This window comes from Pseudomonas crudilactis (assembly GCF_013433315.1).
Classification (GTDB): domain Bacteria; phylum Pseudomonadota; class Gammaproteobacteria; order Pseudomonadales; family Pseudomonadaceae; genus Aquipseudomonas; species Aquipseudomonas crudilactis.
Genome location: NZ_WXVV01000001.1, coordinates 164,078 through 187,368, shown reverse-complemented (window position 1 = coordinate 187,368; position 23,291 = coordinate 164,078). Strand labels below are relative to the sequence as shown.

Below are 23,291 nucleotides of genomic sequence, written 5' to 3'. Positions count from 1 at the left end.
TTTTGCCAACCATTCTGGAACCTGGGGAAATCGAAGCGGCGGCGAGTTCGCCGCCGTTTCTGTATCTGCCGCCTTCGAATCTGCCCGCGCTGCGGGCCGCTCGATTAGAGCAACTGGCCGAGGGGCATGCGCTGGCCGAGTATCTGCGGCTGATTGCCGGATTGTGCCGGGTGCAGCAGCAGGTGTTTGACGATCCACCACTGACGGCGCCGTTTGATCAGCAACGCATTGAGGCCTGTCAGCAGCATGGTTTGCCGCCGTTCGCGGCTGACACGCTGGTGCGAGAAGAGGGCTGGCAGGCTTATCTCGGCGCTTTGCTGCAGCGTTATGAACCTGCTGAACAACCTGCCGTTATTGACGCCGTTACGACGTTACGCGTCGCCAGTACCGGCCAGTTACGTTCGTGGGCCGTGGCGCTGGTCAGTGGCCAATACTCAATGGTGCCGGCGCAACTGGTGCCGTTTCTTGGCGCGGCGCTGCAAGTGGCGTGGAGTCACTGGCTGCTCAGCGCGCCGGACCTGAAACTCAAACCCGGCGACAGCCTCAGCCAATGCCCGGCGTGCGGTTCGCCGGCCATGGCCGGGGTGATCCGCCATCGCGGCAAGCACAACGGTTTGCGTTATCTGGTCTGCTCGCTGTGTGCCTGTGAATGGCATGTGGTGCGGGTCAAATGCGTGTATTGCGAGTCGAGTAAAGGGCTTGATTATCTGAGCCTTGAGGATGATCGCCACGCGGCGAATCAGGCGCCGCTGAGGGCGGAAGTCTGTCCGGGCTGTAACAGTTATCTGAAACTGGTTTATCTGGAAAACGATGCCGATGCTGAGGCGTTGTCGGCTGATTTGAGCAGTCTGCTGTTGGACATGCGTCTGGCGCAGGACGGCTATCAGCGTCTGGCACCGAATCTGTTACTGGCACCAGGAGACGAATGATCTGAACGTCTACACTCTGGCGCAGTGATCTGTCTCCAGGAGTGGCTGATGTCCCTGCGGTTACCTTCCATTGATGGTGTGTTGCGTCACCCGGCATGTGTGTCTTTGCTTGAGCGTCACGGGCGTGATTCGTTGCTGGCGGGTTTGCGCCAGTTACTCGATGAATTGCGCCCGAGCGTGTTGAACGGGCAATTGTCAGCCGTCGAAATCAGCCCCGAAGTGCTCGCCGGCCGCGTCGGTGAACGCCTGGCCCAGCAACAACGCAGCCATGTGCGCCGCGTATTCAACCTCACCGGCACCGTCCTGCACACCAACCTCGGCCGCGCCTTGTTGCCGGACGAAGCCATCGAAGCGGTGCAAATGGCCGCGCGTTATCCGCTGAATCTGGAATTCGATCTGGCCAGTGGCAAACGCGGTGATCGCGATGACCTGATCGAAGGCCTGATCCGCGAACTGACCGGCGCCGAAGCCGTCACCGTGGTCAACAACAATGCCGCCGCCGTGCTGCTGACGCTCAACAGCCTGGGCGCGCGCAAGGAAGGCATTATTTCCCGTGGCGAGCTGATCGAGATCGGCGGCGCTTTCCGCATCCCCGACATCATGGCCCGCGCCGGCGTGCGTCTGCACGAAGTCGGCACGACCAATCGCACTCATGCTCGTGACTACGAAGCAGCGATCAGCCCACGCAGCGGTTTGATCATGCGTGTGCATGCGAGCAACTACAGCATCGAAGGGTTTACCGCGCGCGTGCCGACTGCGGAACTGGCCGAGTTGGCGCATCGGCATGGCTTGCCGTTGCTGGAGGATCTGGGCAGTGGCAGTCTGTTGGATCTGACCCGTTGGGGTTTGCCGGCCGAACCGACGGTGCGTCAGGCGTTGCTGGATGGCGCGGATATCGTCACCTTCAGCGGCGACAAATTGCTCGGCGGCCCGCAGGCAGGGTTGATCGTGGGGCGCAAAGAGCTGATCGCGAAGATCAAGAAAAACCCGCTGAAACGCGCGCTGCGAGTGGACAAGTTGACCTTGGCGGCGCTGGAGGCGGTGCTGGGTTTGTATCGCGATCCGGATCGACTGGCTGAACGTTTGCCGAGTTTGCGGCTGTTGACTCGCCCGCAGGCTGACATCTTTGCCCAGGCTTTGCGCTTGCAGCCCTTGATGACTGAGTTGTTGGGTGAGCGCTGGCAGGTCAGTGCAGTGGAGGCCTTGGGCATGATCGGCAGCGGCAGCCAACCGGTGGCGCGTTTGCCGAGTGCGGCACTGTGTTGCCGCCCGCAGGTGTCGAAGCGTTTGCGCGGGCGTTGCCTGTTGAATCTGGAAGCCGCATTGCGCGCCTTGCCGATTCCGGTGCTCGGGCGCATTGACGACGATGCGCTGTGGCTGGATCTGCGCCAGCTCGACGATGAACCGTCGTGGTTCGCGCAGTTGCCGCAGTTGCAGGTCGAGCCGTGATCGTCGGCACGGCGGGGCATATCGACCACGGCAAAACGTCGCTGCTGCAAGCCCTGACCGGACAAACCGGCGACCGCCGCCCGCAGGAACGCGAACGCGGGATGACCATCGACCTTGGCTATCTCTATGCCGAACTGGAACCGGGCGCGGGGCTGACCGGGTTTGTCGACGTCCCCGGCCACGAGAAATTCACCCACAACATGCTGGCCGGCGCCCAAGGCATTGATCTGGTGTTGCTGGTGGTCGCGGCGGACGACGGCGTGATGCCGCAGACCCGTGAACATCTGGCGATTGTTGAATTGCTCGGCATTCCCCGCGCCTTGGTGGCGATCACCAAATGCGACCGGGTTCAGTCGGGCAGGGTGGAAGCGGTGCAGCGCCAGATTCTCGATCTGCTGGAACCGGGGCCGTTTGCCCAAGCACCGATCTTCACGGTGTCGAGCGTGAGCGGGCAGGGTATCGATGAGTTGCGCCAGGCGTTGCTGCAAACGCAACAAGAAGTGCAGCACCGTAGTCGCGAAGGCGGATTTCGGCTGGCCATTGACCGCGCGTTCAGTGTTGCCGGTGCGGGAATCGTGGTCACCGGGACGGCGTTGTCGGGTGCGGTCGCTGTCGGCGACAAACTCACCCTCGGGCCTTGCGGGAAAACCGTGCGAGTGCGCGGTTTGCACGCGCAGAATCAACCCGCCGAACACGCCTTCGCCGGGCAACGGGTGGCATTGAACCTGAGCGGCGAACGCCTTGAACTGGCGCAGATCCATCGCGGCCATTGGTTGCTGAGCGAGTGGCTGCATGCCCCGACGCAGCGGGTCGATATCGAGTTTCAACTGCTGCCCGGCGAACGTACCTTTGAACACTTTCACCCGGTGCATGTGCATCTGGGTACACAGGATGTCATTGCGCGGGTGGCTTTGCTCGAAGGCCCGCGCCTGAGTCCCGGCGAACGGATGTTTGCGCAGTTGCTGATCAACGCGCCGGTACACGCGGTGAAGGGCGATCGACTGATCCTGCGCGACCAGAGCGCGCAACGCACCTTGGGCGGTGGCCAGGTACTCGATCCGTTCGCCCCGGCACGACAACGCCGCAGCCCCGAACGTCTGGCGCAACTGCGCACCTTGGCTTCTGGCGACGAACTCGAACAAGTCTTGCCCGTGCTGCTCAACTACAGCGCCGGCGGCCTCGATCCGCAACGGCTGGAGCGCCAATTCAATCGCCCGCGCTCAACCTGGTCGTTAGCGGAAAACGTCCGCCTGATCGACACCCGCCAAGGCTCGGTGCTGTTCAACGTGCAACGCTGGTCGCAACTGAAGTTCACCCTGCTGGAGCAACTCGCGCAGTTTCATGAGCATGAGCCTGACCAGATGGGCCCGGATCGCGATCGCCTCCGCCGCTTCAGTGGTTTGGCGCTGGAGCGTGCGACGTTTGTGAGTTTGCTGGATGAATTGCTGGCGGCCGGCTCAATCCAGGCGAGCGGCCCATGGCTGCACTTGCCGGATCATCAGGTGCGCCTGAATGCCGAGGACGAAAGCCTCTGGCGGCAGCTGCAACCTCTGTTCGAAAACGCCGGATTCGACCCGCCATGGGTGCGCGACGTCGCAAGAATGCTTGGCCAGGACGACGCGGTCGTACGCCTGCTGCTGCGCAAATTGGCGCGGCTCGGTTTGATGCACCAAGTGGTACGCGATCTGTTTTTGAGTGACGCGCAACTGCGCCGAATGGCCGACGTGTTGCTCAAACTGGCCAAGGAAAATCCGCAGATCCAGGTGACAACCTTCCGCGATGCGCTAGGCTTGGGACGCAAACGCTGTATTCAGTACCTCGAATATTTCGACCGCGTCGGCCTGACCCGACGCCTCGGCGAATCGCGCCAGATCCGCTTCGACAACGCGCTGGCCAACGCCGACGCGCAATGAGTTAAAGGAAGGCAATCGCGCCCGGTGGCGCGGCCGGGCTTCAAACCCGGTTGGGGACGGCATCCGTTCCCGGGCAGGTTCGACTCCGGCTGCCTTCCGCCAGTTCTTGTTCAGGACGACCGCGATCCAGTGTGGGAGCGAGCTTGCTCGCGAAGGCGGTTTTTCAGTCGACATCTCACTAACTGACCCACCGCCTTCGCGAGCAAGCTCGCTCCCACAAATTCGGCGGTGGAACCGCAGCCGCGTTAGCGACAGAAATCCCCTGTGGGAGCGAGCTTGCTCGCGAAGGCGTCGGCACTGCCAGCGCCTTACTCAGAGTCTGTCGCGAGGCCCGCTACTGCGGCAGCTCCAGATTATCCATCACCCGATTCACCGCCAGTTCGCCGAGCATGATCAGTTGCGCGATCCCCAGCAGCGTCCTGCGCTGCGATGCGGGTATGAGAATAGCGAAGTCATGGGCGATGGTTCTTGCAGAAGCGAGTGTTTCGCTGGCATTGGCCAGCAGTTCCTCGTTTTTGAAGTCGGCGGTCACGGCGTACATCCGGCGGGTTTTACGCGGCGGTGGCGTGGAGCCGGGTGGGCAGAGCTAGTGATCGAGAGCGCGGTCGGCGGCTTCGTGGAGTTTTTTTGAATCGAGGGATTCGTAGGGGGAGGTAGGGTCGGTTTCGGGCGGGTTTGGCGTTGGTTTGATCATGGTGAAGCTCCTTGATTGCTGGAGCCGCCACATTTCGCTGCGAAACGAAAAGAGGTGGCAGCTGTACGCGGGTTCGCAGACCGGGAATCAAGGAACCCGGCATACCCGAAGGTATCCCGCGCACAGCCGCCATGAAGCACCCCCAATGTCCGTGCGGTATAGCATTTACACATGTCTTAAAGCGGTCGCAAGCACCAGGCAATGAAGCGGTTATTGAGATTCGGCTCACATATTATCCCTCCGGTTCGGTAGGCAAATATGGGCCGAAGGTTACCCGGGCAGCCACCGGCATCACACATCCAATGCACCGTTCCAGTGACATAGGGCCATGAGACGTCTGGCCCGTATACACGTATCATTTCTCCAATGGCAGACGAAACCGGTATTGAACCCGGTACAGAGTTCAGCCAATTAATAGCTTCCTGATAGGTGTAGCCGGGCTGAGCGCTATGCTGTAACTGATAAATATTACTCACGCGCACTGGGTAAGAGACGCTCGAGGCATTTTCATCTTTAACGGAAATTACAGCAGAACCGGTCCTTTGCCCCGTTACTTTGCCATTGCTCGCCACTGATGCCACGTTTGCATTGCTCGATTCATAAGTAAGTTTGCCGATTCCGCCTTTGGCATTCCGGATTTGGGTATTACCGGTGAAGTCCTGTCCTGTTGTCGGCCATCCAGTTTTGACCGCACGCCCATTAAGGGTCATTTCAACGGTATCAATACTGAATTCGTAAACGATGACCAACCAGGGCCCCGACGATTGGCTCGAGCCATATAACGCGACAGCGATAAAAGTGTGTGGCTGCGCGCTTAAGTCGCGAACGGGCAACTCCCAGTAACCTGTCGTCACGTCGGCGGTAGCCGTTCCTACGGGCGACTCCCTGTCGAACACTTGGATTTTTTGCCCTTTTGCCGCTGTGCCAGAAAGAAATACGGTTGTTTCCGTGGTTTGCCCGTTTGGCAGGATCGGTTTATTGCTTGGCAAACCCAGAACAGAGGTGATCTCAGGCTTGATATCCTCCACTGCGTGGACAGTATAAATACGAGTCGGAAGAGCAACTGCCGTCACCTTGTTTTTTATGCCATCCAAATTGACAGCACATTCAACTCGCAACTCTGTCCCGTCCTTGAGATCTTTCAACCAATCAACAGGCGCCAATTCCGACAGTCCATTCGCCGAACCATTGGGCTCTCCGGACTTCACGTCGGTACTGATCGGGTTGCCATTGTTGTCAAAACCCTTGCATGTTAACCAGATCGGTTGCCCCAACTTGAACAACGGCCATTTCACCGCGAGAATCCGCGCTTCTGCCGTGAGGTCTTGAACGTCCAGTTCCTTACCAGTGTTGCCGGCAATGTTCGGTGTCGGCAAGCGCGGATCATCCTCGGCGATCGGTTGAATTGTCAGCACCAGATCCGGGGACTCACCTTCGGGTTTTCCTCCGCGAATCAATTCCCAACGCAATTTGATGGTTGTTCCGCGCCGTTCCACGAGAAATGCGGGATCAAGTTTGAAGTTGGCGCGTTTGTTCTGGTTGAGCGTCAGTAACGGAAAGGGCTTTGCGTCGGGCTTGGGGTCAACTTCCAGCAACCGAGCCTGATCCCCCGACAAGGCCGAGAGGTGTTCGACGCGCACAGTGACACCTTCCTCGTAGGCCAGCACATCAATGGGGATGGTCGCTGGTGCCACCAGTGTTGGTGGCTTCAGATCGACCGGGATTGTTCCCGTCACCGTTGCGGTTGCCGTATTGGAACTACCCACCAGACCCACATCGGGCCTGTGCAATTCATAAGTTACGGTGACGTTACTGCCCGCGAAAACCTTGTCGTTGGCCACTTCAAGGAATAAGGTTTTTTTCGAGCCGAACGGGTCTGCTTCAACTTTGCCGGGAACAGTCACCACTACGTCGGCGGGCTGGCCTGTGTTTTTAGCGGTGTAGGTTGCGAGCACTTCATCGCCCGCCACAAAGCGGTTGTCCGCCGTCAGAATCACCACCAACAACGGATTACCGGCCAGTTTTTCCAGATCGATGATGCTTGCATCATCTCCCGGAAAGTCTTCCAGTCGTTCCAGCAGGATCGGCATCGGCAGGCGCGTGCCATCCAGATCCTCATCCACACTCTGCACCGGCGACCACGGCGCGTCGGTGTCCGGGCCGTTGCCGAGCTGATCGGTGACGGTGTAGGAGAAATGCAGTTTTTTATCCAGACGTTGCGCCTTGTCGAGATAGGCGCGGGTGATGGTGAAGCAGATGGTGATAGGGGGTTCGTCACCTGGATTCGGCGGTTGCGGCGCCTGATTCGGATTGACCTTGGGCTTGGGGTCCAGCAGTTCGCCGTTGCACTTGAGGGTGATGAGGTCGTACGCCCGGCAATACGGATAGGCCACGCACACTTCGGCGCTGACGAAGTCCGGACCGACGCCGTTCTTGATCACATCGGGCAATAGCAATTGGAGTTCGGAGTGGCCACCGGGGTCGGTCAGACGATCCTTGAAGCCGGGGCGGATGCGGTTATAGAGGATTTCCAGCGATGGGGTGGAAGTGCCTCGATTGGCGCTCCCACGCCTGACGGTGTAGTAAAGCTTGTTGACCTTGTCCGGATGCAGTCGACCCTTGGGGATGCGCAACGTGGTGCGCACGTTCGGATCCTCAATGGTCTTGCTGTCCAGTGCGGTCACTTCATCCTCAAGCCAAAGCTCCATGACATCGCCGGGATCCATGGTGCCCGACGACGGTGGGTCGACGAGGACAACGGCGCCTTCACCGTCAGTGACAAGGTCATAAGCCACCAAGGGCACGCCAATATGTGCGCCTACCACGAGCTTGGTCTGGCCGTTGATCATCGGCGGTCTCAGGACGAGGACGGTGTTGTCCGGTGGGGTTGAGGTGGTCACGGATGAGGCTCCTGCATGGTGGGAACGGGCAGGGGTTATCAGAGCGCTTAATTGGAGATTGCGCACCTGTCAGATCTGACAGGTGGCGACATGTCTCAGACGAATGGTCATTGAGTGAATAAAAAAACCGCCGTCCCGGTTGCTTTGGAACGGCGGTTTTTTCTTGGGGAGATATCGCCTGTAAGTCAGCTTTCGCGAGCAGGCTCGCTCCCACTGGGATCATGGGTCAAGGGGCGCTATTGCGGCAGCTCCAGATTATCCATCACCCGATTCACCGCCAGTTCGCCGAGCATGATCAATTGCGCGATCCCCAGCAGCGTCCTGCGCTGCGACGCGGGTATGAGGTGGGCGAAGTCGTGGGCGATGGTTCTGGCTGAGGCGAGTGTTTCGCTGGCATCGGCCAGCAGTTCCTCGTTTTTAAAGTCGGCGGTGACGGCGTACATCCGCCGGGTTTTGCGTGGCGGCGGGGTGGAGCCGGGTGGACAGAGGTAGTGATCGAGGGCGCGGTCGGCGGCTTCGTGGAGCTTTTTTGAATCGAGGGATTCGTAGGGGGAGGTGGGGTCGGTTTCGGGCGGGTTGGGTGTTGGTTTGATCATGGTAAAGCTCCTTGAGAAATGGAGCCGTCAACCTTCGCTGCTAAACGAGGAGGTGGCGGCTTGTACGCGGGTTAGCAGACCAGGCTCAAGGATCCCGGCGCACCGAAGTGCCCCACGCAAAGCCGCCATAACGTAATGGCGATACTCGCGTGCCTTGAAAATTGTCGAGCTGCTAAACCCGATCGCTGATTCGTCAGCGACCGCACCACAATAGAACCCGACCCCAAAGCGCACAAGCCGGCGGATTCTGGCGTAGCTGTAGGCAATGGCGCAAGAATTTGTAGCCTGTAAGGCGTGTCTGAAGGTGTCTTTTAAACACAGGAGTTTAAAAGGCAAAAAATCGGGCGACTGGCTGGGTGCAAACGTGGTCTGTCCCTGTTACCCCCAGGGTTTGTGACGGACGCAGAAACCTGTGGGAGCGAGCTTGCTCGCGAAGGCGTTTTGTCAGGCGAAATCAATGTAACTGATCTATTGCATTCGCGAGCAAGCTCGCTCCCACAGTTGAATGATTGCAGGCGGGATTGATCGTGTTGCGTCAGAAACCCAACGGGTACTGGATAACGACATAGATCCGGTCAATGTCATCACCGGCCTGCGCTTCATTGGCTCGATGTGAAACATGCGAGACCTGCACCGACAGATCCTTGGCCGCGCCCGACTGCACGACGTATTTCAAATCGATATCCCGTTCCCAGTGCTTGCCGCCGTCACCTTGCTGCGGCTGGTAACTGCCGCTGTCCGGATCAAACGGGTTGTAGGCGCCGCCCTTGGGCGCGTGGGTGCCGTCGATATGGCTGCCGCTGACGTAGCGGGTCATGAAGCTCAGGCCGGGGATGCCCAAGGCGCCAAGGTCGAGGTCGTAGCGCGCCTGCCAGGAGCGTTCGTTGGCGCCGTTGAAGTCGGCGTATTTGATCGAGTTGGCGAGGTAGATCGAGTCGCCGCCGACGAAATCGAACGGCGTGTCGCCATTGATCCGTTGCCAGCCGAGCATTACCGCATGGGGGCCGAAGGCGTATTTGCCGGACAGGCTGAACGCGGTGTTGTCGATGGAACCTGCCAGCGCCCGGCCGGTGTCGCGGGTGTGATAAAGGTTGGCGTCGAGAAGCACGCCGGACTGCTTGAAGTGCAGGTTGCCGTAGTACTGGCGCCAGGTGTCGCTGAGGTCTGAGGCGTACAGCGCGCCGCCAACGGGGCTGTCGGTGAACAGATCGGCGCCAAGAAAACTGATCCCGCCGGCCTCGGTATTGGCGCCATAGCCATAGAAATCGCCTTTGCCGGATGAGCTGTCCTGATTCTTGAACGCGGTGAAATGCCCGGCCACCAGATTGACGTGGTCGAACTCGGCGCTGCTGAGCAGAAAACCTGTGGCGTACTCCGGTTGCAGGCGTTTGTCGGAGGTGTCGAAAACCGGAGTTTCCACGGTCATTTCACCGAAGGCGAGGGTGGTGTGCGAGGCCTTCAACTTAAGCGCACCGCCCGCGCTGGAGTAGTCGTTTTCGCTGCGGCCATCGCTGTCGACCGGCAGCAAACCCGTTCCCGAATGCCCCTTGCCACCGTCCAGTTTGAGCCCGGCGAAGGCATGCGCGTCAATACCGAAACCGACTATGCCGGGTGTGAAACCGGATGAGAAAGTGCCGATAAAGCCTTGAGCCCATTCCTGTTTGTAGTTTTTGCCGGACGGCGAGGGCGAGCGGTAATCGTTGCTCAGATAGAAGTTGCGGCTGAGCACTTCGCTTTTTGCATCGTCGAAAAAACCGCTGGCGTGGGCGGTGGTGGTCAGACCGCTGAGCAGCGCGAGGAGGGTGAGACGCGAAGGGGTGCGGTCAATCATGGTCAGTGGCCAGCGGCAATTAAGATGGCTGGGATGATCAAGCGATTGCAGGAAGTAGGATTGAGCGGATGTGCTCAATGAACGGCATTACACAACCCCCTGTAGGAGTGAGCCTGCTCGCGATAGCGGTGTGTCAGTCTCGATAAATTTAACTGACACACCGCCATCGCGAGCAGGCTCACTCCTACAGTTTTAAGCGCGTTACGCCAGCGGCGGCGTGCGTGGCGGGATCTGGCGTTTACTGCCGGTCGATTCAAACGCGGCCGCCAGGCGCAGCAGGTTCGAGTCGTCATAGGCACGGCCGGCGAAGGTCAGGCCGACCGGCATGCCGATGTCGGCCATCACGCCCATCGGCACGGTGACGGTCGGCACGCCGAGGTGACGGATCGCGAGGTTGCCGTTGGCCACCCAGATGCCGTTGCTCCAGGCGATGTCGGCCGACTCAGGATTGACATCGGCGTCCGCCGGGCCGACGTCAGCGACCGTCGGGAACAGCACGGCGTCGAGGCCCAGTTTGTCCATCCAGTCTTCGAGGTCGATGCGCCGGGTCTGCTCCAGACCCCGCAAGCCGTCAGGCACGGTGGAAATTTCATTCCACGGCGTGATGCCGCGCTCGGCCATGCGCACGTATTCATCCATGCCCGCCACCAGGTCACCTTCACGGTTGGGCAGCGTGCCCGGTTCGTGCGGGAAGATTTTCGCCCCGTCGACATCGACCAGACGATTGAGTTTCGGGTCGCCGTTGGCTTGCAGGAAGTCGTCAAACGCCCACGCGGTCAAATCCCACAGTTCATGGTGAAGGAACTCTTTCGAGACCAGACCACGGGTGAATACAGTCGGCGCGCCGGGACGATCGCCTTCGCAGTTGGAGACCAGCGGGAAATCGGTTTCGACGACTTCGGCACCGGCGGCTTCGAGGGCCTGACGCGCCTGCTTCCACAGATCGATCACTGACTCGCGAGTGTTGATGCGCTGGCCGGTCGGGCCACCGATGCCCGGTGCTTCGCTGGTGCCGGCTTCAGGGTCGGCATTGATAAACATGCGCGGCACGGCGAAACGCTTACCGGCCAGCGCTTTGGCGTCAGCGGCCAGATCAGCGTAAGCGGCAGGGCGCACCTCGCTGACGCTGGGGATCGGCACCCACGGTTGCAGACGCCACAGATCGCCACGAGTGTCCGGGTCTTCGGCGACGACGATGTCGAGGACTTCGAGCAGATCGGCCATGGTGCGTGCGTAAGGCACGACCACGTCCATGGTCGGGGTCAACGGCCAGTTGCCGCGCACCGAAATCACTCCGCGCGACGGGGTGTAGGCGCACAAGCCATTGTTCGACGCCGGGCCACGCCCGCTCGACCAGGTTTCTTCAGCCAGACCAAACGCGGCGAAACTCGCGGCGGTGGCGGTGCCGGCACCGTTCGACGAACCGGAGGCAAACGGCGCGGTGAGGTAATCAGCGTTGTAAGGGCTTTCGGCGCGACCGTAGACACCGCGCTGCATGCCGCCATTGGCCATCGGCGGCATGTTGGTCTTGCCCAGACAAATCGCCCCGGCGGCGCGCAAGCGTTCGATGGTGAAGGCATCGCGATAAGCGACCAGTTCGGCGAAGGCCGGGCTGCCGGATGCTGCGGTCAGGCCTTTGACCAGATAGCTGTCCTTGGCGGTATAAGGAATGCCGTCGAGCGGGCCGAGGGTTTTGCCTGCGGCACGACGGGCATCGGACGCCTGTGCTTCGTTCAATGCTTCAGGGTTGCGCACGACCACGGCATTCAGCGCCGTCGCGGTGTCGGCGCCGTCGTAGGCATCGATGCGTGCCAGATACGCCTGCACCAATTCGACTGCGGTGGTCTGCCCGGATTCCAGCGCGGCACGCAGTTGGGCAATGGAAACTTCGGTGACTTCGATCATGCGTTCACCGCTGTTTGAATTCGGGTGTTTTTCCTGGAATGGGTGTTCATATCGGTTCTCGTTGCACAGCTATAAGCGACAAGGTTAAGACTGGCGCCTATTTAACACCAAGCGGCGTGCAGAGTAATCGGCGGGATTGAATCTTGCCTGTTTTCAACCCGACTGACGCCATCGCGAGCAGGCTCACTCCTACAGGGGAACGCATTCCAAATGTAGGAGTGAGCCTGCTCGCGATAGCGGTAGTCCGGCCGCCATATTCCTTCAGCCGATCACAGCATCCCGTACTCCCGCGCCGTCCGATCCACCGCAATCCGCGTCTTGTCGATCAGCTCATCCAGCTCCGTGCGCGTGGCCACCAGCGCCGGGGCCATGATCATCCGCCCCAATGTCGACCGAATAATCAACCCTTCCTCAAAGCCAATCGTGCGGCAGCGCCAGGCAATATCGTTTTCGTTGGCAAAGCGCTTGCGGCTGGCCTTGTCTTCAGCAAACTGCAACGCCGCCACCAGGCCAACGCCCTGAATCTCCCCCACCAACGGGTGATTGCCAAACACTTCGCGCAGGCAGTTTTGCAGATACGGGCCGGTGTCGGTTTTCACCTGAGTCACCACGCCTTCATCGCGCAAGGCCTTTAGGTTGGCAATCGCCACGGCAGCCGCCACCGGGTGCCCGGAATAGGTCAGGCCGTGGGCAAACACGCCACCTTTTTCTACCAACGCCTCGGCCATGCGCCGCGACAGAATCAAGCCACCCATAGGGATGTAACCCGAGGTCAAGCCCTTGGCGATCGACAGCGTGTCCGGCTCAAAGCCGAACGCCTGATGCGCGAACCATTCACCGGTGCGGCCGAAACCGCCAATCACTTCGTCCGCACACAGCAGCACGTCATATTTGCGGCAGATGCGCTGGATTTCCGGCCAGTACGTCGCCGGCGGAATGATCATCCCGCCCGCGCCCTGGAAAGGTTCGGCGACGAACGCGGCGACCTTGTCGGCGCCCAGTTCGAGAATCTTGTCTTCCAGTTGCCGCGCGGCTTCCAGGCCAAATTCTTCCGGGCTGAGATTGCCTTCGTGGGCGAACCAGTACGGCTCATCAATGTGCGCCACATCAGGAATGGTGCCGCCCATTTCGTGCATGAATTTCATCCCGCCCAACGCCGTCGCGGCCAGGGTCGAACCGTGGTAGCCGTTCCAGCGGCCGATCATGATTTTCTTCTCGGGCTTGCCCATTACCTGCCAGAACTTGCGCACGGTACGGATCAGCACTTCGTTGGCTTCGGAGCCGGAGTTGGTGTAGATCGCGTGGCTGTAGTGCCTGGGCAGCAGGCTGAAGAGCAGCTCGGACAGTTCGATCACCGCCGGGTGAGTGGTGTGGAAGAACATGTTGTAGTAGGGCAATTGTTCCAGCTGCGCGGTCGCGGCGGCGGCCAGATCCTTGCGCCCGTAGCCGAGGTTTGTGCACCAGAGGCCGGACATGCCATCCAGATAACGCTTGCCGTCGTTGTCCCACAAAGCCAGACGATCGCCGCTGACTATCACCCTCGGGCCTTCCTCGTTGAGGGCCTTTTGATCGACGAACGCATGGATGTGGTGCGCGGCGTCAGAGGCTTGGTAATCGCTGGTAGTGCGTGACGAATCGAATTCGGCGGACATGGCGGATCTCCAGAGAAAAGGGCAAGTGAGTGCGTTCGTAGCAGCGCTGCATGGATGAAGTTTTGTCATCTAAAAATATTTTTGTAAAGAAAATATTTGTCGGTGAAAAAAGATCTCCGTAGGCTGAGGGCCATTGGCAAGGATCATCAGAGGCAACATGAGCGGACTCAGAGAGCGGCAGAAGGAACAGCGCAGGGAAGTGATCGCTGCGGCGGCGCTGGAGCTGTTCAAAACCAATGGCTTCGCTGCGACAACGCTGGACCAGATCGCCGTGCAGGCCGGCGTGTCCGCGCCGACGGTAGTCAATTACTTCGGCGGCAAGCAGGAGATTCTCCTGGCGCTGCTCAAGCAACCGGACGAGCAGGCCATGCGCGAGGCGCGGGCCAATCTGGATGACGACAGCGATCCACTGGAAGCCTTGTGCGAGTTCGAAGGCCTGATGACCCATTACCAGTTGCAAGCGATGCCAGCTTCGCTGTGGCGTGAACTGGCGCCGTTTCTGTTCACCGGTGAACTGGCTCGGGCGCTGGACCCGTGGAACGCCGCGGTGATCGAGGAAACCAAGGCCTTGCTGGAACATTTTCAGCGCGTCGGCAAGATCCGCGAATCAATCGATATCGATGTCGCGGCGACGTTGTTCAACCAGTATGCGAATGTGGCGTTCATTCGCTTGGCCACTGAAGCGATGCCGGACAGGGAAGCGCATGCGCTGCACATGCGCAGTGTGTTGAGTCTGCTGTGTCACGGCATGTTGGTGAGTTGAGAAAGGGGCAGAGGTGCTATCAATAAGCCATTGCCGTAGAATGACCGCTGATTTTTTTCTGCTTCAATTTGGATGAGTCAATGCAAGGCAATCAGCAAGACAAGGATGTACTTCGCGGTTGGTGTGCTTTTGTCGAGGCGACCGGGCTCGCTAAAAGCAGGATTCAGGATGTGGAGCATGAGCAGGAGATCAGACTCCAAGGCAAAGACATTGAGGAAGATGCCAGCGGGTTCTTCATCTCGCTGTCCAGTGTGCAATCGGAGGCCTTGAGGGTTCGGTTTGCAAAAAGGGACGAAGAGGGACGGTTGCAGACTGAACCGCTGCAGATCGGCTTTCCGCTGTTGCGAGTGATCGAAGGTTTCAAATCATTCTTCGTGCCGCTGTTTCGCTACTCAGTCCCGGACCATTGCCTGTCGACACCGGCGTTGCATCTGTGCGTACCGGTGAAGAAAGGCGCTGAAGTCGTTCCCAATATTGCAGCGTTCCGCCAGTACCTCGACATCGACATCGAGGAACTGGGGGCCGAGCGCCACATGATGAGCCTCGCCGCCGCCTGTTCCGGCAAACAGGGCGAGGACTTTGTCAGTGTGTTTCGAACCTTTCTGGCTTGGGTCAATCATCGACTTGCCGGTTTGAAACCTGATCGCGCCGATCTTTCCGACATTTTTCTGGAAAAGCACATTACTGCGCTGGTCTGTCCTGAGGTGAATACCGACTTCAACTCCAGGGAGCAGCTCAAGGACTACAAGATCCTGCTTGAGCGGCCGGACGTCCGAACACCCTCGCTGCTCCAGCAATATATTCTGCAGCGCACGCTCACCACTGCAACGACGCTTGAATTCACACGTTTCCCCTACGGCCTTTTCGAACGCAAATATCCGTTGGGGCGAGGCCAGATGGCCACGCTGACACAGGTCTCCAGCGGTGCGCCGCTGGTGGCGGTGCAAGGCGCACCGGGCACTGGCAAAACCACCCTGTTCAAATCGCTGATCGCCAGCCAGCTTGTCGAGCGGGCGTTGGCCTGTATCGGTGGCGCAGACTGCAACCTGGGATTGGTGGTGACCTCCACTGCCAAGAAAGCCGTCGAGAATGTCATCGATGATTTTCGCGATGACCCGTCTCTCAAAGACCTCAAATGGTTGTATTTCCTCGGCGGTGACAAGAATCAAATCACTGACGAAGTCGAGCGCGTCAATGCACTGCTGGTGCAATTGAATGAGCAGACGTACGACAAAACCCGACAGGGTTCGCTTGCCACCCGGATAACAGCAATCCGACAGCTGATCGACGGGGTTTTCGCTCGCTTCCTCGTTCTGACTCGAACCCTTGATCAGGCGACAGCGGCATTGGCCGCCCCTTCACCCGAAGTGTTCCAGGCGCGCCTGGAAACACTCAAGCGTGAGGTGGTCGAGAAGGGCATCGCGCTGAAAATGCTCGCCGCGCGCGAGCAACCTGCGGAGTTAAGCGTCCTCTCGGCGCAGTGCAAACATGCCCTCGGCGAGGTCGCGACACACAAAAACCGGCATGCTCAGGCGATGGAATGCTTGTCTCGACACTACAGCAGGCTGATTGATGCTCCGTTCGCCGAAACTGCCTATGAGGAATGGCTCGCCAGTACGCTCAGCGAGACGCTTGAACATCACTACGCCGACTATCCGACAGGATGGTTTGCGCCCTTGCTGGCCTGGATACAACGAAGCAAATACACGCGTGCGCGCAGTCATCTGCAAAGGTCATTTTCGGATGAGTTCTCTCGCTACCAGTTAGCGAGCCTGAGCGATGTCCAGTTCGCCGAGTTGGCGCGCAATCGCAGGGCGCTGTATCAACTCAGTACGACGCAAGAAACCCTGGATATTTTGCGGTTGGGGCTGCCCGATACCGCGCACGAAGAGCAAATCAAAGCACTGGTCATGGCCATCGAGCAACTTGTTCAGCGAACCCGCGATTGGGCCAGCTACAACAAGGCTCATCATGATTTGCACAGCGAGTTCCCTGAAGGGGATTGGGTGGAAGTGCTGCGCAAACGCTTTATTGCGCAACAGCGGGAAATATTCGAATCCGCCGTCGACTACCTATGGCAAGAACTGCTTCGGCAAAAAGCCGCTCTCGCCCAGGTATTGCCCTTGTGGTGCAACCTGTTGAACGGGCAACTCGACAGCGGTTTCTACAAATGGAAGGACAAACTTGACGAGTTCTATCGACTGGTCAGTCTTGCCTATCCGGTGATGGCCTCGACATTGGCCTCGGTGCAGAAACTGGCCGGATACAAACTGGGCGATCTGAACGGGTTTGCTCCGTACGCGCTCAGTCTGGTAGATGAGGCCGGGATGATTTCGGCGGAATCGCTGGTGCCGCTATTGGCCCGCAGCCAACGGGCGATCGTGGTCGGTGACCCGATGCAAATCGAGCCGATTCGCGGATTGGGTAAAGCCACGGCGGACAAACTCAAGGCGCACTATTTCGCCGATAACACCCTGTACGAGGCGGTCTCACCGATGCTGGTCACCGCTTATCATCGCGCCGCTGGCACATTGAGTGGCGCTGTAACCGATATGGGCAACGGTATCGTTCTGGATGAACACAGACGGTGTCAGCCCGCCATTGCCGATCTGTTCATGCAGATCGCCGGCTATCGGGGTGTACAGGTTTGCACCAGCGCCCCTGAAGCGCGTATTGGCGCCGCTTGTGACAGCATGGGCGGCTTCAACCTCATGTTTTATGGTGTACAGGGCCGCAGAGGCGCGATGCCCAACACCAATCAGGATGAAGTCGAGGCCATCGGGCTGTTATTGGACAAACTGGAAGCGGCCGGCTACGACCTGACCAAAGATGTCGGGATCATCACGCCGTATTCCAACCAGAAAAACCTGCTGATCAAAGCCTACGGTCAGCGAATGAAACAAAGTCAGGCGCTCAAGATCGGATCTGTCCATCAGTTCCAGGGCGTAGGTTTTGAAGTCATCATTTACTCGCCGGTTATTTTTCAGCGCACTGACCGGGACAACTTTCAAAACGGCAAACCCAATCTGCTGAATGTCGCCGTATCGAGGGCAAAACAGCAATTTATCGTGGTCGGCAACCAGCAGCGTCTGCTGGCTGCCGGGAAGTCGCTGAAGAAAATGGCAGAAGTTTGCTCGGCCTCCTTCTTTGTCAGCATGGAACACCAGAGCCCAACCTATGCGAGCGTTAATGCCAACGGCGTGAAGCATCATTTCGACTGTGATCACATCAGTGCATTCGACACATTGCTATCGGCGTCTCAGCGCTCCTTCACGGTGGTGGTGCCCTGGATTCGCCAGGGCATCAACCGCAATCACCCGCCGCTCAAACTGCTGCGCACCGCCCAGGAACGCGGGATCAAGGTCACTGTTTATTACGGCTATGACGGGCTGGGACAGAAAAATGCCGATGATGGCGACGCCGGTCTGATCATTGCGTATCAGCGTGAACTGGGCGCCGAATCTGTCGTGCGTTTACCGGAGGGAACCCACGAGAAAATCCTCCTGGTGGATGATCAGGTGGCAACGGTGGGGAGCTGGAACTGGCTGTCGCACAGCTACTATCAATACTGCGCGACGACCACCCACCGATCATTGGCGTTGCGTCGTGAAACCAGTGTCGAGTTGCGTGATCCAGCGCTGATAAGTGCTTTGAAACAAAGACTGGGTCAGGCCTGAAATACAGGCTTGCCCCAGCATTGCCGTCGTTGTCCGGCAGGAGCTCCAGTGGTGACTGTCGCGCCTGCCAAGACCGCAGCCGAACCTAGCGTGTGGGCGCAGGCATGACCGCTGTTCAGGCGGACAACGTCACTCTTTGATCCGCGGATGCTGCTGCACCAGCAACTTGCGCTTCTCCTCCAGTTCGGCAATTTCAGCATCGATGTCTTCGATCTTCTGCTCGATGTTGTCGTGGTGTTCTTGCAGCAGCTCCTTGGCTTCTTCGAGGTCAGAGGCCGCCGGGGCTGCGCCACGCAACGGCTTGTTCGCGGTTTCCTTCATCGTCACCCCGGTGACCAGACCGACCACGGCGATGACCATCAGGTAATACGCCGGCATGTAAAGATTGTTGGTGCTCTCGACCAGCCAGGCGACCACGGTCGGGGTCAGGCCGGCAATCAATACCGAAACGTTGAAAGCAGCCGCCAGCGCGCTGTAGCGAATGTGCGTGGGGAACATCGCCGGCAGGGTGGAGGCCATGACGCCGATAAAGAAGTTCAGCAGCACGGCCAGCATCAGCAGGCCGGCGAAGATCAAACCGATCTTGCCGCTGTTGATCAGCATGAACGCCGGGATCGCCAGAATGAACAAACCGATGCTGCCGACGACGATAAAAGGTTTGCGGCCAATCTTGTCGCTGATGAAACCGATTGCCGGCTGCACGAAGAGCATGCCAACCATGATCGCGATGATGATCAGCACACCACGGTTTTCGCTGTAGTGCAGGTTGTGCGACAGGTAACTCGGCATATAGGTGAGCAGCATGTAGTAGGTGACGTTGGTCACCGCCACCACGCCGATGCAGGTCATCAGGCTGCGCCAATGCTTGGTCGCGACCTCCTTGAAAGAGACTTTCGGGCCACCGGCGAGGCCTTCGCGATCGCCTTGCTCAAGCTTTTCGACGTGCTGCTGGAACGCCGGAGTTTCTTCCAGTGCGTGGCGCAAATAGAGGCCGATCATGCCCAGCGGCAACGCGAGGAAGAACGGCAGCCGCCAGCCCCATTCCTCGAACTTCGCTTCGCCCAGCGTCGTCGAGATCAGCACCACCACACCGGCACCGAGGACAAAACCGGCAATCGAGCCGAAATCCAGCCAACTGCCGAGGAACCCGCGTTTGCGATCCGGTGCATATTCGGCGACGAAGATCGACGCACCGGTGTATTCACCGCCCACCGAGAAGCCTTGGGCCATTTTCGCCAGCAACAGCAGGATCGGCGCCCAGATGCCGATCGAGGCATAGGACGGAATCAGGCCGATGGCGAAGGTGCTCAGCGACATGATCACGATGGTCGCGGCGAGGACTTTCTGTCGTCCGTACTTGTCGCCCAGTGCGCCGAAGAACAAGCCGCCCAGCGGCCGGATCAGGAAGGGCACCGAGAACGTCGCCAGCGCGGCGATCATCTGTGTGCCGGGGTCGGCGCCGGGAAAGAACACTTTGCCGAGCACATAGGCGACGAAGCCATAGACACCAAAGTCGAACCATTCCATGGCGTTGCCCAGCGCGGCAGCGGTGATCGCCTTGCGCATCTTGGCGTCGTCGACAATGGTGATGTCGTTCAGGCCGATCGGCTTGACGGTTTTCTTGCGTGATTTCATCCGGGTCTTCTCTTTGCTGATCCATCGTGCCGCGTAGATGCCATCTTTTTGATGGCGCGTACTCTTTGGCTCAGATACATGAGGACACGAAATAATTCACTGCTCGGCGCTTTTTTTCCCTGCGAACCCTGATTTCCCTAGGAGCTGCCGCTACCGGCGCAGGGTTGCGTAAGATTTGCCGAGGTCGCTGGCCCAGCCATCCAGCACGACTTTGACGTCATCGGCAGTCAGCACCTGCTTGTCGTTCTCCAACGGCACCCCGGTGCCTTTACGCACCACTTCGGCAATCACTTCTCCGGTCGAACCGTCCTCGAACGACACCTCGGTGGCGACTTCACTGTCCTGATCACGGATGCCGGTGGCCGTGCTGACACCGGCCGCGACGAGGGTGACGGGCAGCCACTCATAAAAGCGCAAACCCTGAGTGCTGGTCGCCATTTGGGTGATGGCGGGGCGCACCACCAAGGTGTTCGGCCCAGGTTGGTTGACCAGAAGCATTACCTTGCCCAGTTCCAGCCGCAGCGCCGCGTCGTAGTAGTCAGTGACGCCGGACAGCGTGCTCAGCGGAATCCGCGGCGTCGGCTCGGCACTCGGGTAAAACTGGCTTGGCGCCAGATAAACCTGCGTGTATCGGCCCCGGGCGAGGGCCGGGCTGACCCACGCCAACACCGGCTTGCCGGACGGCGACTGGCGTTCGGCCAACACGCTGTAGTCATGCAGAAAGCCGCTGTGCTCGACCTTTTTACTGCTGCAGGCCGACAGGGTCAGGGTGGCGGCGACGGCCAGCGACAGCGAACGTGTGCGGGTCATTAACGGGTTTCCTTGTGAGGCTGCGTGGTGATGCTGTCCGAACACTCGATGTGCAACTGGCCGTGGCTCATGATCCATTGGATGAGGTCGGCGGCGGCAATGCTGTGGACGTATTCGACCCAGTGCGCATTGGTCGGGCTGAACTGCTCGAAGTAGCGGCGCAGGACGATGCGGCTCTGATCGGCGGTCACGTTCAGGCACGACTCCTGAAACACAATCGGCGTATCAGGGCCGAGCGCGGCAGTGCGCTGGCTGAGGATCAAGGGACGATTGCTGCTGTGCCCCTCGGCGCAATGGTTGTCGTTCAATAGCTTCATGCGAACCCCCTGGATTGGAATGGCCGCAGAATGCCCGCGCGGTTTTGCCAGAGAATGTCCGCTTGATGTCTGGCGCGTAGAAATGTTGCTCGATTGAAATAAATGACCCGGGCGGCGAAATGGCTTTAGATTGGCTTTTTTTGGTGCATGGATTCTGTAACTGTGAGCAGACTGCTGTTCGTCGACGACGACGTGGAAATTCTCGCGCTGCTGAAGAAGTTCTTCGTGCAGCACGCCTATGAAGTCGACGTGGCGCCCCACGGCGAAGCCATGTGGGCGGCAATCGCGCAGAACCGCCCGGATACGATCATTCTTGATGTGATGATGCCCGGCGAAAGCGGCCTGAGCCTGTGCCAGAAGGTGCGCGCGCAGTTGGGCATTCCGATCATCATGCTCACGGCCATGGCCGAGTTGAGTGATCGCATCGTCGGCCTGGAACTGGGCGCGGACGACTACCTGACCAAGCCGTTCGCCCCGCAGGAGTTGCTCGCCCGGGTGCGCGCCTTGCAGCGTCGCGCCGCTGAACAACGCAATCCGGTTGAGCCTTCGCGGCCGGTGATCGGCTTCGCCGGTTGGCATCTGGACATCACCTGTCGCGAGTTGCGCTCGCCGGAAAACGTGATGATTCCGCTGTCCGGCGGCGAGTTCGATTTGCTCGTGGTGTTCCTCGATCATCCGCAACGCATTCTGACGCGAGAACAACTGATCGACCTGACTCACGGCCACGGTCATGACGCCTTCGACCGCAGCATCGATGTGCAAGTCAGCCGCCTGCGGCGCAAGATCGAACCCGACAGCAAGCGCCCGGACCTGATCCGTACCGTGCGCAACGGCGGTTATCTGTTCACCGCCAAGGTCAGCCGCTCGTGATCCGCCGACTGTGGCGCGCCGATACACTGCGTCGGCACATCGCCCTGACCATTGTGGCGGCGATGGTCGCTTCGCTGGCATTGAATGCGCTGTTCGTACAAGTCGCCGGGATCTGGGCGCGACCACCGATTGAACGCACCGGCCTGCTCGAGCAGATCGCCGCGACCTCGCGGGTGATCGAAGCAGCCCCGGCCAACCTGCGCCCGCAACTGGCTGCTGCGGCGAGCAGCGCCATGCTGCAGGTGTCGTGGCAAGCGCAGCGCGCGGATTTCGATCTGCCCAGCGACGGCCTTCGCCTGCCAGCGAGCAGGGTGCCGGTGCTGCAGCAACTGTTGAGCAAAGATCGAAAAATCGAGGTGTTCAGCCCAGGCGACTGGCCGAACGGCAGTCCCCAGGCGCATTACGCCGCCGTCGTGCAATTGGTCGATGGCAGCTGGTTGTCATTTATCCCGCCGGAGCGCAGCTGGGGCCTGGAATTCGGCGTGCGTATCGCGATCGTCATCGCGTTGGGACTGATTGCCACATTGCTCGTCGCTTGGGTCGCCACCCGGCAACTGGCCAATCCGTTGCAACGTTTCACGCGGGCCGCCAGACGTTTCGGCACCGATCTGCGCGCGCCGCCGATCAAGCTCGAAGGCCCCGACGAAATCCGTCAGGCGATCATCGCGTTCAATACCATGCAGGCGCAGATCCAGCATTTCATCGCCGAGCGCACGCACATGCTGGCGTCGATCTCTCATGATTTACGTGCGCCGCTGACGCGCATGCGCCTGCGCAGCGAGTTCATGGAAGACCTCGATCATCAGGGCAAACTGATTCGCGACGTTGAAGAAATGCAGTCGATGATCAATGCCGCGCTGGCGTTCTTCCGCGAAGACACCCATCGCGAACAAACCACTGCATTCGACCTGTCGGAGCTGCTGCAAACCATCGTCGACGATTATCGTGATCAGCACATCAATGTCGATTTCGATGGCCCGGCGCATCTGGTGTACGAGGGGCGACCGCTGGGGATCAAGCGGGTGATCGTCAATCTGCTGGAGAATGCGCTGAAGTATGCGCAGTGTCCGGGCATTGCGTTGCGGCGTGACGAGTATTCGATCTGCATCGAAGTCAGCGACGAAGGCCCCGGGATTCCCGAGGCAGCGTTGGAGCAGGTCTTCGATCCGTTCTTTCGCCTGGAGGCTTCGCGCAATCGTGACACCGGCGGTGTGGGTCTGGGTCTTTCCGCAGCGCGAGCCATCGTCCGTGAGCAGGGCGGTGAATTGACGCTGAGCAATCGCAAGAGCGGAGGGTTGATCGCGAAGGTCGAGTTGCCTGTGTGAAATTTCTTCTGTAGATTTTCATGAA

Annotated in this window: 15 protein-coding genes, 1 tRNA gene and 1 pseudogene; 8 read left to right on the top strand and 9 right to left on the bottom strand. The window is 59.5% G+C overall.

The window, feature by feature from the left end; all coding sequences use genetic code 11:
• Nucleotides 1-2 precede the first annotated feature (2 nt).
• The 4 genes from fdhE to GTU76_RS00775 all read left to right on the top strand — a co-directional run bounded on the left by fdhE (nt 3) and on the right by GTU76_RS00775 (nt 4,393).
• On the top strand, nt 3-929 hold the full coding sequence (gene fdhE, locus GTU76_RS00790) for a formate dehydrogenase accessory protein FdhE (protein ID WP_180697846.1): 927 nt from the start codon (nt 3-5) through the stop codon (nt 927-929).
• A gap of 45 nt (nt 930-974) precedes the next feature.
• Nucleotides 975-2,378 (top strand): L-seryl-tRNA(Sec) selenium transferase, encoded by a 1,404-nt coding sequence (gene selA / locus GTU76_RS00785; RefSeq protein ID WP_180698002.1) that lies wholly within the window; start codon nt 975-977, stop codon nt 2,376-2,378.
• The gene (gene selB / locus GTU76_RS00780) at nt 2,375-4,291 is read left to right on the top strand and encodes a selenocysteine-specific translation elongation factor (RefSeq protein ID WP_180698001.1); all 1,917 of its coding nucleotides are present in this window, start codon (nt 2,375-2,377) and stop codon (nt 4,289-4,291) included. Before selA ends, selB begins: the two co-directional genes overlap by 4 nt.
• Before the next feature lie 6 nt (nt 4,292-4,297).
• Nucleotides 4,298-4,393 (top strand) — tRNA-Sec (locus tag GTU76_RS00775).
• Between the two features lie 232 nt (nt 4,394-4,625).
• On the opposite strand, the pseudogene GTU76_RS00770 reads toward GTU76_RS00775, so the two are convergent.
• The 6 genes and pseudogenes from GTU76_RS00770 to GTU76_RS00745 all read right to left on the bottom strand — a co-directional run bounded on the left by GTU76_RS00770 (nt 4,626) and on the right by GTU76_RS00745 (nt 13,869).
• Nucleotides 4,626-4,985, bottom strand: a pseudogene (locus GTU76_RS00770) (DUF6124 family protein).
• A gap of 176 nt (nt 4,986-5,161) precedes the next feature.
• Entirely contained in the window at nt 5,162-7,885 is a 2,724-nt protein-coding gene (locus tag GTU76_RS00765; RefSeq protein ID WP_180697845.1) for an Ig-like domain-containing protein, read from the bottom strand.
• A 236-nt stretch (nt 7,886-8,121) separates the two neighbouring features.
• A complete protein-coding gene (locus GTU76_RS00760) occupies nt 8,122-8,481 on the bottom strand; it encodes a DUF6124 family protein (RefSeq protein WP_102900463.1) in 360 nt (119 codons plus the stop codon).
• 535 nt (nt 8,482-9,016) lie between these two features.
• Nucleotides 9,017-10,312, bottom strand: a complete 1,296-nt coding sequence (locus tag GTU76_RS00755) for an OprD family porin (protein ID WP_016984230.1) — start codon at nt 10,310-10,312, stop codon at nt 9,017-9,019.
• A gap of 201 nt (nt 10,313-10,513) precedes the next feature.
• Nucleotides 10,514-12,217 carry an amidase gene (locus tag GTU76_RS00750; RefSeq protein ID WP_180697844.1) on the bottom strand — a complete coding sequence of 568 codons (1,704 nt, stop codon included), beginning with the start codon at nt 12,215-12,217 and terminating at the stop codon, nt 10,514-10,516.
• A gap of 269 nt (nt 12,218-12,486) precedes the next feature.
• Complete coding sequence (locus GTU76_RS00745; protein ID WP_180697843.1) at nt 12,487-13,869, bottom strand: aspartate aminotransferase family protein; 1,383 nt, start codon at nt 13,867-13,869, stop codon at nt 12,487-12,489.
• Between the two features lie 157 nt (nt 13,870-14,026).
• On the opposite strand from GTU76_RS00745, the gene GTU76_RS00740 reads away from it, so the two are divergent.
• The gene (locus tag GTU76_RS00740; protein WP_180697842.1) at nt 14,027-14,632 is read left to right on the top strand and encodes a TetR/AcrR family transcriptional regulator; all 606 of its coding nucleotides are present in this window, start codon (nt 14,027-14,029) and stop codon (nt 14,630-14,632) included.
• A 305-nt stretch (nt 14,633-14,937) separates the two neighbouring features.
• A complete protein-coding gene (locus GTU76_RS00735; RefSeq protein ID WP_180697841.1) occupies nt 14,938-18,309 on the top strand; it encodes an AAA domain-containing protein in 3,372 nt (1,123 codons plus the stop codon).
• A 129-nt stretch (nt 18,310-18,438) separates the two neighbouring features.
• On the opposite strand, the gene proP is transcribed toward GTU76_RS00735, so the two are convergent.
• The 3 genes from proP to GTU76_RS00720 form a co-directional block, all read right to left on the bottom strand.
• Complete coding sequence (gene proP, locus GTU76_RS00730) at nt 18,439-19,944, bottom strand: glycine betaine/L-proline transporter ProP (RefSeq protein WP_095118994.1); 1,506 nt, start codon at nt 19,942-19,944, stop codon at nt 18,439-18,441.
• Nucleotides 19,945-20,094: 150 nt separating this feature from the next.
• On the bottom strand, nt 20,095-20,754 hold the full coding sequence (locus tag GTU76_RS00725; protein WP_180697840.1) for a DUF3313 domain-containing protein: 660 nt from the start codon (nt 20,752-20,754) through the stop codon (nt 20,095-20,097).
• Entirely contained in the window at nt 20,754-21,071 is a 318-nt protein-coding gene (locus GTU76_RS00720; protein WP_180697839.1) for a hypothetical protein, read from the bottom strand. Before GTU76_RS00720 ends, GTU76_RS00725 begins: the two co-directional genes overlap by 1 nt.
• A 147-nt stretch (nt 21,072-21,218) precedes the next feature.
• On the opposite strand from GTU76_RS00720, the gene GTU76_RS00715 reads away from it, so the two are divergent.
• Nucleotides 21,219-21,941 (top strand): response regulator, encoded by a 723-nt coding sequence (locus tag GTU76_RS00715; protein WP_016986619.1) that lies wholly within the window; start codon nt 21,219-21,221, stop codon nt 21,939-21,941.
• Nucleotides 21,938-23,266: an ATP-binding protein gene (locus tag GTU76_RS00710; RefSeq protein ID WP_180697838.1), complete on the top strand. Its 1,329-nt coding sequence runs from the start codon at nt 21,938-21,940 to the stop codon at nt 23,264-23,266. The genes GTU76_RS00715 and GTU76_RS00710 overlap by 4 nt, the downstream gene beginning before the upstream one ends.
• Nucleotides 23,267-23,291: the final 25 nt, after the last annotated feature.